Genomic DNA, 11,140 nt, shown 5'->3' on the forward strand with positions numbered 1-11,140 from the left:
GCAATCTCCTCAGGAGCCTTCCATGTCGAACAAGTCCGTCTTCCGCCTCGCCACCCTCGGCACCTGCCTATGCGCGGCTTCCCTGCTCGCGCACGCCGACCAGTGGAGCGACATTGCCCAGCGCAAGGAGCTCAAGTGCGGCACCTTCGCCGACGTGCCTCCGTTCGCCGCGCCCGACCCCAAGACGCGCGAAATGGTCGGCCACGACGTCGACCTGTGCAACGCCATCGCCAAGGAACTGGGGCTCAGCGCCAAGGTCACGCCGCTGTCGGTGGAGGCGCGCGTGCCCGAGGTGAAGCTGGGCCGGGTGGACGTCACCATCGCCAACCTGGCCTACACCAAGAGCCGCGGCGAGCAGATCCAGTTCAGCGACCCGTACTACGTGGCCAAGGAAATGCTGGCGGTGAAGGCCTCCGACCCCGGCACCGCCAAGGCCGACTTCAAGGGCAAGCGCCTGAGCTCGACCAAGGGCTCCACCTCGGAGATGTCCATCAAGATGAACGGCTCCGAGCCCGTCACCTTCCAAGACACCGGCTCGGCCTTCATGGCGGTGCAGCAGAACAAGTCGGTCGGCATGGTGGCCAACACCATGACCATCACCAAGCTCGTGAACCAGTCGAAGACCGGCGGCGTGGCGCTGAAGATGATCGCCGACCCCATGGTGCTGCAGCCCGTGGGCATCGGCATGAAGAAGGACGAGCCCGCGCTGCTGGCCAAGGTGAACGGCGCGCTCTATGCGCTGGAGAAATCGGGCGAGCTCGACCGCATCTGGGCCAAGTGGCTCGGCCCGAACACCGAATACAAGATGGTGCGCGAAGAGAAGGTCACGCCGTTGGCCGAGCTGAAGTTCGAACTGTTGCCTTGACGTGTTCGGCGGGGGCGAACCACGAGAAGACCCGAACCGCAAGCCTCAGTCGTAGTTGGTGAACCGGCTGGGCGCCTGGGTCGGCTGGTTCAGCGGCTGATAGCCCTGGATGTTCTGCAGCAGCGTGCTCGTCGGGTTCGAGCCGATGTTGCCGAAGCCGTTGAACTGGATCTGGAACATCAGCCGCGTGTCTGGCGTGGCGCGCCCCGACACCAGCCGCTCGAGCACGATGCGGCCCACCCAGCAGCAGGCGTTGTACTCGGCGCCCACCAGGCTGTCCGATAGCGCGCGGTCGTGCAGGCTGTAGCTCAGCCGCCCCACCGCATACCAGCGCCCCGGGTCGTTCGCCGACCTGGTGCCCAGCAGGCCGCGCGTCAGCTCGCTCAGCGGCCACTGCCAGTTGAAGTCCACCGTCTTCGTGCCGTCGTTGGCGGTGGCGCTGCTGTCGGCCTGGAAGCGGAAAGCCGCCGTGAGCGTGTGGTACTGCGCCGGCGTGTAGCGCAGCGTGAGCGTGTCGCGCGTGGACTTGCCGGTGTCCATGTTGTATTGCGCCAGGCCGTCCACGCTCCACTTCGGGTTCCAGTGCACCTGCCCGCCCAGGATGAAGTCGCCCGAGCGGTCGGTCACCGCGGTGCCGCCCGGCAGCGTCACGTTCTGGTCGCTGAAGCGAAAGCGCTGCGCAATGCCGAAGCGCGCCGACTCCGCGCCCGTCACCGGGTCGAGCAGGCGCGTGGTCACGCCGGTCGTCAGCGTGTTGGTGTCCGACACGCGGTCGTTGCCCGAGAACGCGTTCTCCGTGTAGAGCGTGGCAAAGCTCACGTCGTTGGCGGCCGTGTCGTACACCGGCAGCTGGCTCTGGTCGCGGTAGGGCGTGCGCACGTAGAAGGCGCGCGGCTCCAGCGTCTGGCGCCAGGCGTGGCCGAAGAGCGTGGCGTCGCGCTCGAACACCAGGCCGCTGTCCAGGCTCATGGTCGGCACCACGCTGGTGATGGCGCTGGCCCCGCTCGCCAGCGGCGAGGCGAGCTGGTAGGAGGCCGTGTGCAGCAGCAGCTTCGGAATGACGAAGCCGCCCGGCACCACCCACGGCCTGCTCACCTGCAGGTTGCCCACCACGCGCTCGCCGTTGGGCTGCGCGATGCCGTTGAGCGTGGGCGCATAGGCCGGGTCCACCTCGAAGCGCGTGTAGTCCAGCGTGCCCGACACGTCCAGGCCGTGCCAGTCGTAGGTGTTGTAGTTGGCCGTGAGCTGCGGCACGCGGTTGTACGACGGCGTGATGGGCGCGGCCGCGTACTGCAGCGTCTGGTACGACAGCGTGCGCGCCTGGCCGCTCCAGTCGCCCTTGGTCCAGTTCAGGTCGGCCTCGTTCGTGAGCTGGCGCGAGGTGAGCGTGGGCGTGTGGGCAAAGTCGCGCCAGTAGTCGTCGTCGCTCACGCGGTTGATGTTGAACGAGGTGCTCAGCGAATCGAGCCCGAAGGGCTTGGCGTCCAACTGCTGGTGGTGCTGCGCCCACAGGCCCCAGCGGTTGCGCTCGCGCAGGCTGTCGCTGGGCATCTCGTCCACCCGCACCTCGCCGCTGTAGGTCTTCTCGAGGTAGCGGAACTCGCTGCCCAGGTTCACGCCGCGGTTGCTCATGATCTCGGGGTAGAAGGTGGCGTCGCGGTTGGGCGCGATGTTCCAGTAGTACGGCTGCAGGTACTCGAAGCCGTTGGTGCTGTCGAAACCGATCACCGGCGGCAGCAGCCCGCTCTGGCGCGCGTTGTTCAGCGGAAAGCTCACCGACGGTATCGCCGGCGTGGTCAGCCCGAGAAAGCTGACCTGCGCGTCGGTGGCGGTGGCCAGGTTGGTGTCGCTGTCGGTGGTCATGGTCACGGCGGTGAGCATCCACGCCGGCACCCAGCCCGCGTAGTTCTCGCGCAGGCAGGTGGTGTAGGTCACGTGCCGCGCCACCGACACCTTGGGGTCGACGAAGTCGATGCGCTCGGCCTCGCCATGCGCGCCCGTTTCCAGCAGCGTGTAGCGCACATGCTCGAAGAAGCCCTCGTAGCTTTCGAGCTTCAGTTGCAGCGCCGGCCCTTCGTACACATTGCCGCCCTGGTTGAGGCGCACGTTGCCGGTGGCCGTGGCCAGGTCGCCGGGCGGCTGGTATTCGAGCCGGTCGGCGGTGATGTGGGTGTCGCCGCGCCGCAGCGACGCATCGCCCTCGACCACCACCTCGAGGTCGGGCCGGCCCGAGAGCCGGTCGCCGTCGACCAGGCTGGGCCGCGCGCCGCGTTCGGCCGGCGCGATGGTCTCGGGCAGTTGCGGCGTGCGCCGCAGCACCAGCGGGGCGTCGCTCCAGGCTTCCTGGGCCGGCACCGGCCGCGCGTGCAGCAGGAGTACCAGCAACAGCAGTGGCGACAGCATCCCCGGCGAACCGCGCCAGCGTAGTTTCATGGCGAACAACAAGGAAAAAGGTCGGACGAACCGCGCGGGTCTGGCGTCGTTCAGGCGTCGTGCCGCGCGCGCGATTCCCACGCGAAGCCCACGCCGTAGACCGAGCGAATCCAGTCGTGCGCCGCCGACACCGTGGCCAGCTTCTTGCGCAGGTTCTTGATGTGGGTGTCGACCACGCGCTCGTTCACGTCCAGCGCCTCGGGAAACGCCACCTCCAGCAGCTTGGAGCGCGTGAGCACGCGCCCCGGCTCCTGCGACAGCGCGCGCAGCAGCAGCGACTCGCGCCGCGTCAGCGGCAGCGGGTGGCCGTCGAGCATGGCGCAGCCGCGGCCCGCGCCGAAGGTGATGGGCGCCTGCGGTCGCGCCACGCGGTAGCGCTGCGCATAGCGGCGCAGCACCACGTGGATGCGCACCGCCACCTCGCGCGGCGAGAAGGGCTTGCACACGTAGTCGTCCGCCCCCAGCTCGAAGCCGCGCAGCCGGTCGGCCTCGTCGCCGCGCGCGGTCAGCATGATGACCGGGTGGTCGCTGCGCGCGCGCACCTTCTCCAGGATCTGCAGGCCGCTCACATGCGGCAGCGCCACGTCGAGCAGCGTGAGCGCGGGCGGCGCGGTGAGCATGCGGTGCAGCGCCACCGCGCCGTCCTCGATGTGCTCGATCTCGTGGCCGGCCTGGTGCAGTTCGTGGTGCAGCACCGAGGCGGCGTCGTGGCCTTGCTCCACCAGCAGGATCCGGCTCATCGGGTCATTGCAGCTTCAGCACGCCCGGGTGTGCGGGATGTGCGGGGCGGGCAGCGTGGGCAGTGTGTTCGGGGAGTGAGGCGTGCGCGCGACCCGGCTTCTCGCGGCTGTTGCGCAGGTGGTCGTCCACCGTGAGCTCGCCCTGCACGTCGGCCAGCAGCTGCAGCGTGCGGTCGATGGCCGCGCCGTCCAGCAGCGGATAGCCCTGCTCGTTGCGTCCGTTGTTGCGTGCCACGCGCGCGATGTAGGGCAGGTCTTGCGGCGTGATCACCACGGTGGGCATCACGCCCTCGAGCTCGACGCCGTCGAAAGGCAGCAGCACGAAGTACTGCACGCGCAGGTCGGGCGGCAGCAGGCTGCGCAGGTGCGTGGTCTTGCGGCCGCACTGCCAGGCGGGGTCCTTCACCTCGCGCGCCAGCGAATGGTCGCGCTGGCGCAGGAACCAGCGCGGCACCGTGTGCGCCGAGGTCTTGCGGTACACCACGGCGTTGCGCCAGCCCTTCACCTCGAACAGGTACACGCCGGCCTCGCACACCAGCGCCACGTCGAAGCGGGCCGTGGGCACGGCGCTGCCTTCGTACATGGGAATGACCAGGTCCTGCAGCACGTGCAGCCGGCCGAAGGCGGGCTTGAATGCGTTCACCAGCTGCTGCACGCCGAGCGCGGTGGCGGTGGTGCCGTCCTGTTCGCCGTCGATGGCGAGCGAATGACGCGGGTGCTGCGTTGGTGCGTGCGCGAGCGTGTGCGTGTGCGTGTGCGCCGGGGCGCGCGAGTGGCCGGGCAACGTGAGCACGGTGCGGGCGGGGGCTTTGTGCAAGGCAGTGGTCATGGAGTGCTCCTTCGAGCTTCAAGGATTGCGCAACTTTCGGGAGACTTTGTGCAGAAACGGCAATTCCTTTGCCTGCGTGGCCTGCGTGGCCTGCGGGGTGGCCATGGCGTCGATGGCGGTGTCGTTGCCCATGCCGCTCGCGCCACCCACGTTGCCCATGAAGAGCACCCACGCCATCGCCAGCTCGCCGTTGGCGGCGGCCATCACGTGCAGGTCGAGCAGCAGGCCCTGGAAGTCTTCCATCAGCTGCACTTCGGAAATGTCGCCGCGGTCGCGGCGCTGCTTCGATGCTTCGAAGTCGGCGCGTGCATCGACCACGCGCGCGTAGGCGGTGTTCGCGATGTCGCTCTGCATCTGCAGGTGCTGCAAGGCGCCGGCGACCTGGTCGCGCGCCTGCATCACCGCGTGGGCGTACAGGGGCTGGTCTGGCACATCGATGTCGGGCGCTTCGCCGCTTGTGTCGATCACGCCGCCGGCCAGCGCATCGGTGTTCGCGCCGTACAGCGCGGCGGCCAGCTGCACGTCATTGCGGTTGGCCAGCACGGCCATCGGCAGTTCGCTCGGCACCTCGGCTGCGAAGCGCGGCAGCGACCTGTCTTGCAGCGCGTCGGCCAGCAAGGCTTCGAGCGCGGCTTGCGGCATGCCGCAGCGCGCCGCCAGGTAGGCAAGGTAGCTCGTGCGTTGCGCCTTCAGCTTGCCGATGTTGTCGTCCGCGGCGAGCTGCCGCTGCGCGAGTTGCTTCGCGAAGTCGTCGTGCGGTGGCGTGCCGCTGCCAATGAGCGCGGCCTGCCGCGCGACAGCCGCGCGCGTGTTCTCCAGGTACACGAGCTCCAGCGTCTTCACCTTGAGCGCGATGTACGCGGCGGCCACGCCCGGTTCGTCGGCACCGTGCGCGGCGGCCATCAGCCGGCCCATCGATGCGTCCTCGAAGCCGGCCCACCACGGTTGCGTTCGCGCCTGCGCCTGCGCCTGATTGCGTGTTGCACGCGTTGCACGTGTTGCAGCGCGCGCGCCGTGCTCCGCGAACATGCCCGCCGCGAGCACCGACGTCGAATGAACCATCGCGATGCTGGTGCTCGCGCATGCGATGGCCAGTGCACCGAACGCCGCGGCCATGAAGGTTCTCGTGCGCTTCACCTGTTTGTTTCCAGCTTCGTCATGCGTGGATCTTTTCAGGCGAATTGGGAGAAATTTGAAGGGCCGCGCCACGCGCGAGGTCTTTGCGGCGCGCATCACCTTGATGTGTCCGCGCAACACTCGATGGCACAGAAAACGGATCTACCAAATTCCTCCAGATTTGGGCGAAACCATGCGTACAGCCGGTCGATACCGAGCGGCCGCATCAGACCTGAAACTGGAGAAACCTGAATGAAGAAAACCCTCACGGCATTCGCTGCCCTGGCCGTCTGTGGCCTGGCTTCTGCCCAATCGTCCGTCACGCTGTTCGGTGTCGTCGACGCCGGCGTGACCTATCAGTCGGCCACCGCGCGCGACCCGGTCACGGGTGCGTCGGTCAAGCAAAGCAAGACCAGCCTGGGCAACTCCGCCTACAACTCCAGCCGCCTCGGCTTCCGTGGCACGGAAGACCTCGGCGGCGGCCTGGCAGCGAGCTTCTGGCTCGAAGCGCCCATCACCAACGACGACGGCGCCACCGGCATCAGCACCTTCGCACGCCGCTCCACCGTGAGCCTGTCGGGTGGCTTCGGCGAACTGCGCCTGGGCCGCGACTACACGCCCACCTTCTGGAACGACACCGTGTTCGATCCGTTCGGCACCAACGGCTCGGGCACCAACCTGATCAGCACCGTGAGCGGCAACAGCACGCTGAACAACACGAACTACGTGCGCGCCAGCAACTCGGTCGGCTACTTCCTGCCGCCGAACCTGGGCGGCTTCTACGGCCAGCTGCAATACAGCTTCGCCGAGAACACCAGCACCGACGCGACGGCGACCACTGCCGCCACGAGCAGCAGCGCCGGCCGCTACGTCGGTGGCCGCTTCGGCTATGCCAACGGCCCGCTGGACGTGGCGCTGGGCGTGGGCCAGAGCACGGTCGTGGACACCACCACGCTGGGCCGCAAGGTGCAGACCATCAACCTCGGCGCGTCCTACGACTTCGGCCCTGTGAAGCTGTTCGGCGAACTGTCGAACGTGCAGAACAAGTTCGACACCGCGCTGGGCAACACGCACGACAGCTACAACGGCTACCTCATCGGCGCGACCGTGCCGGTGGGCGCGGGCCTGATCCGCGCGTCGTACTCGGTGGTTCGCTACAACGAAGGCGCGGCCGGCATCACGGGCGAAGACCCGCGCGGCCAGAAGCTGGCCATCGGCTACGTGCACAACCTGTCGAAGCGCACCGCGCTGTACGCCACGGTGGCGCGCGTGAACAACCGCAACGACGCCAACTACACGGGCAGCCTGATCTCGGCCAGCACCACCGGCTACGGCAGCGCGGGCGTGGGCTTCAGCGGCATGCCGCGTTCGTCGACCGGCTACGACTTCGGCATTCGCCACGCGTTCTGACGACGCCTTGCGGCGGCGCGGCTGAGGGGCCGCGCCGCCGCATGCGGCCCTGGCGCCCGTACCGCACGTGCACTGCGCGCGCGGTGTACAGCGGCGGCAGGGCGGGCGCTGCGCTCATGAGGGAGCTCGAAGCAGCGAGGAGATGAGGCCGCAGTTTCCAAGGCAGGTGAAATGAACACACAGACATTCGCGGTCCCGCGCTGGTTGCGCGCGGCCGTCTTCCTGCTTGCCTGCGCGGTGCCGATGGCAGCCGCCTGCGCGCAGAACCGCATCGAATCCGTCACGGGTTCCGTGCAAGCCGGCACCGAGGTGCTGCGCATCGATTTTTCAAAGCCGCTGGCCAGTGCGCCGGCCGGCTTCGCCGTGCAGTCGCCCGCGCGCATCGCGCTCGACTTCGCCGGCATGGACAGCAACCTGGGCCGCGCCCCCATCGACATCGGCCAGGGCAACCTGCGCTCGGTGAACGTGGTGCAGGCTGGCGATCGCACACGCCTCGTGCTCAACCTGAAGCAGGCGGCGGCGTACCGCACCGAGCTGCAAGGCAAGTCGCTGCTGGTGTCGCTGCAGCCTGCCGCGGGCGCGGCGTTGCGCGCGGCCATGCCCTTCGAGTTCGCGGAGAACCGCAACCGCGACATGCTGCCGCTGCGCGACGTCGACTTTCGCCTGGGCAGCGACGGCGCCGGCCGCGTGATCGTCACGCTGCCCAACGACCAGGTCGGCGTGGACATTCGCCAGCAGGGCAAGGGGCTGGTGGTGGAGTTCACCCGCTCTTCGCTGCCCGAGGGGCTGAACCGCCGGCTCGACGTGGCCGACTTCGGCACGCCGGTGCAGACGGTGGCGCTGCAGCAGGCCGGCGACCGCGTGCGCATGGTGATCGAGCCGCGCGGCGAATGGGAGCACAGCGCTTACCAGAGCAACAGCCAGTTCGTGGTGGAGGTGCGCCCGCGCAAGGACAACCCCGGCAAGCTCACGCAGGGCGCCGGATACAACGGCGAGAAGCTGTCGCTGAATTTCCAGAACATCGAGGTCCGATCGCTGCTGCAGGTGATTGCCGACTTCACCAACTTCAACATCGTGACCTCCGACACCGTCAGCGGCGCGCTCACGCTGCGGCTGAAAGACGTGCCCTGGGACCAGGCGCTGGACATCATCCTGGAGGCGAAGAACCTGGGCATGCGCAAGAGCGGCAGCGTGCTGCGCATCGCGCCCGAAGACGAGCTCAACGCCAAGGAGAAGATCAAGTTCGAGGCGCAGGCCACGCTGCAGGGGCTGGAGCAGTTGCGCACGCAGTCGTTCCAGCTCAACTACGCGAAGGCGGCGACGGTGGCGCAGGGGCTCACGGGCAGCGGCACCAACGCCGGCGGGGGCGGTGGGAGTGGGGGTGGCGGCACGGCCACGCGCCTGCTCAGCGCGCGCGGCAGCGTGCTGGCCGAGACGCGCACCAACCAGCTCTTCGTCACCGACATTCCCTCGCGGCTCGCGCAGGTGGGCGAGCTGCTGCAGAAGCTCGACGTGCCGGTGCGCCAGGTGCTGATCGAGGCGCGCTTCGTGGAGGCCACCGACACCTTCAGCAAGAGCCTGGGCGCCAAGCTGGGCGGCGGCGCGGTCAACGCGAATTCGTCGGTGGGCGCCACGCCCACGTCGAGCTCCAGCACCACCAGCGTCTCTTCGACCACCAGCTTCGTCAACCTGCCCGCGACCAGCACCACGGGCGACGCGGTGGGCACCTTTGCGCTGTCGCTGTTCAACTCCAGCCTCACGAAGATGCTCAACCTCGAGATCTCCGCGCTGGAGGCCGACGGCAAGGGCAAGGTGGTGTCCAGCCCGCGCGTGGTCACGGCCGACCAGACCAAGGCGCTGATCGAGCAGGGCACCGAGCTGCCCTACCAGGTGGCGACATCGAGCGGCGCCACGTCCATCTCCTTTCGCAAGGCCAACCTGAAGCTCGAGGTCACGCCGCAGATCACGCCCGAGGGCAACATCATCCTGTCGCTGGAGGTCAACAAGGACACGGTGGGCCAGTCGACCACGGCGGGCTACGCCATCAACACCAAGCACATCCAGACCGAGGTGCTGGTGGAGAACGGCGGCACGGTGGTCATCGGCGGCGTGTTCGAGCTGACGGACACCACGTCGGAGTCGCGCGTGCCGGTGCTGGGAGAAATGCCGGTGGTGGGCGCGCTGTTTCGCACGCGCAGCCGGGTGAACAACAAGACGGAGATGATGATCTTCATCAGCCCGAAGATGATCACGGACCGCAACGCGATGCGTTGAGGTGTTGAAGTGTTGAAGGGCTGAACTTTTCAGGTGCCAGCGCGTTCAGGCGGGCGTGCCGCGCTCGGGCAGCCGGCTTTCGCCGCGCTGCGGCTGCAGCGCCAGCGGCACCCGCACCTGCGCCAGCAGCCCGTGCGGGCCCGACCTGAGCACCACGTCGCCGCCGTGCGCGCGCGCAATCGAGCGGCACACCGCCAGCCCGAGCCCGCTGCCCGACGCGCGCGAGGCGCGGGCCTGCGGGGAGCGGTAGAAGGGCTTGAACACGCGCTCCAGCTCGTCGGCGGGCAGCCCCGGGCCGCGGTCGCTGATCTCGACCACGGCGTCGGCGCCATCGGTGAACAGGCGCACGCGTGCCTGGTGGCCGTACTTGACGGCGTTCTCCACCAGGTTGTCGAGCACGCGGCGCATGCCCATGGCGTCGACCTCGACCTGGGCGTGCTCGGTGCGCTGCAGCAGCACGTCCTTGCCGACGAACACGGCCTGCTCGACCACGTCTTCCACCAGGCTCGCCAGGTCCATGCGCTCGCGCGCGCTGACCACCGAGGCGTCGCGGATGAAGCTGAGCACCGAGCCGATCATCCGCTCCATTTCTTCCACGTCGTCCAGCATGCCGGCGCGCACGTCGTCGGGCACGTCCTCGATGCGAAAGCGCAGCCGCGTGAGGGGCGTGCGCAGGTCGTGGCTGATGGCGCCGATCATCACGGTGCGGTCGTCCACGAAGCTGCGCAGCCGCGCCTGCATGCGGTTGAAGGCCTGCGCGGCGCGGCCTATTTCGGCGGGGCCTTCGAGCGCGAGCACGGGGGCCGAAGGGTCGCGGCCCAGCTGGTCGGCCGCGCGCGCGAAGCCGCTCAGCGGGCGCACCAGCCGGCGCGAGAACAGCCAGCCCGCCGGCGCCACGATGGCCGCGGCCATCAGGAACCACAGCAGCACGCGGCGCTGCCACGCGTTGGGGAATGACTCGGGCACCGGCTGCACCACCACCCAGCTGCCTTCGCGCGTGTAGACGGCGGCGATGAAGTCGCCTTCGACGAAGGGCGCGGGCGCGAGGCCGAAGAGGCCGCGCGCGGCGGGGCGGGCGACCTCGGTGGTGGTGTCGGTGGTGGGCGGCGTGCGCGGGGCCTCGGTGCTGCGTGGGGGGCGCGTGGCCTCGGTGCTGGCGCGGGGCGCGGGCTCTGCGGGGGCGCTGGCGGTGGGGGCGTGCGGCACCGGTTGGGCAGGTGCGGGGGCCGTGCGTTTCACGGACGCTTCCGTCGTGCTGGCGGCCTTGCGTGGCTGCGGTGTGTCGATGATCGGCGGCATGGCCTGGATGGAAGGCGCCGGCTGCATTGCAGGGCCCAACGGCAGGCCCGACCCCATCGCGGGCGGTGCGAGCGTTGCGGGGCCCGTGCGGCCTAGCTGTGAAGCTCCAATAGGTTGTATCCGGTGTTCATCCGGGTTGGGTTTGAGAGACTGGAAGTCGCCAAACACCCAATC

The 11,140-nt window shown here is 68.8% G+C and carries 9 protein-coding genes; 4 read left to right on the top strand and 5 right to left on the bottom strand.

Translation table 11 applies throughout. From position 1 onward, the window contains the following. Window positions 1–22: 22 nt before the first annotated feature. Window positions 23–865 (top strand): ABC transporter substrate-binding protein, encoded by an 843-nt coding sequence (locus AB6807_RS29640; protein WP_116909255.1) that lies wholly within the window; start codon window positions 23–25, stop codon window positions 863–865. A gap of 45 nt (window positions 866–910) precedes the next feature. Here AB6807_RS29640 and AB6807_RS29645 read toward each other — a convergent pair whose 3' ends face one another. The 4 genes from AB6807_RS29645 to AB6807_RS29660 are packed head-to-tail and all read right to left on the bottom strand — an operon-like array spanning window position 911 to window position 5,983. Further along, entirely contained in the window at window positions 911–3,298 is a 2,388-nt protein-coding gene (locus AB6807_RS29645) for an LPS-assembly protein LptD (protein ID WP_371087356.1), read from the bottom strand. Window positions 3,299–3,348: 50 nt separating this feature from the next. Beyond that, window positions 3,349–4,038, bottom strand: coding sequence for a response regulator (locus AB6807_RS29650; RefSeq protein WP_371087357.1), 690 nt, complete (start codon window positions 4,036–4,038; stop codon window positions 3,349–3,351). 4 nt (window positions 4,039–4,042) lie between these two features. Next, complete coding sequence (locus AB6807_RS29655; RefSeq protein ID WP_371087358.1) at window positions 4,043–4,867, bottom strand: nuclease-related domain-containing protein; 825 nt, start codon at window positions 4,865–4,867, stop codon at window positions 4,043–4,045. An 18-nt stretch (window positions 4,868–4,885) separates the two neighbouring features. Next, complete coding sequence (locus AB6807_RS29660) at window positions 4,886–5,983, bottom strand: hypothetical protein (protein ID WP_371087359.1); 1,098 nt, start codon at window positions 5,981–5,983, stop codon at window positions 4,886–4,888. Between AB6807_RS29660 and AB6807_RS29665 the strand changes: the two genes are divergently transcribed. The 3 genes from AB6807_RS29665 (at window position 5,982) to pilQ (ending at window position 9,667) form a co-directional block, all read left to right on the top strand. Beyond that, a complete protein-coding gene (locus AB6807_RS29665) occupies window positions 5,982–6,239 on the top strand; it encodes a hypothetical protein (protein WP_371087360.1) in 258 nt (85 codons plus the stop codon). The genes AB6807_RS29660 and AB6807_RS29665 overlap by 2 nt on opposite strands. Further along, window positions 6,236–7,393: a porin gene (locus AB6807_RS29670; RefSeq protein WP_371087361.1), complete on the top strand. Its 1,158-nt coding sequence runs from the start codon at window positions 6,236–6,238 to the stop codon at window positions 7,391–7,393. The genes AB6807_RS29665 and AB6807_RS29670 overlap by 4 nt, the downstream gene beginning before the upstream one ends. 171 nt (window positions 7,394–7,564) lie before the next feature. Further along, complete coding sequence (gene pilQ, locus AB6807_RS29675) at window positions 7,565–9,667, top strand: type IV pilus secretin PilQ (protein ID WP_371087362.1); 2,103 nt, start codon at window positions 7,565–7,567, stop codon at window positions 9,665–9,667. A gap of 45 nt (window positions 9,668–9,712) precedes the next feature. Here pilQ and AB6807_RS29680 read toward each other — a convergent pair whose 3' ends face one another. After that, window positions 9,713–10,906 carry an ATP-binding protein gene (locus tag AB6807_RS29680; protein WP_371087363.1) on the bottom strand — a complete coding sequence of 398 codons (1,194 nt, stop codon included), beginning with the start codon at window positions 10,904–10,906 and terminating at the stop codon, window positions 9,713–9,715. Between the last annotated feature and the right edge of the window lie 234 nt (window positions 10,907–11,140).

It is taken from the genome of Variovorax sp. RCC_210, assembly GCF_041355175.1.
In the GTDB taxonomy this organism is placed as follows: domain Bacteria; phylum Pseudomonadota; class Gammaproteobacteria; order Burkholderiales; family Burkholderiaceae_C; genus Variovorax.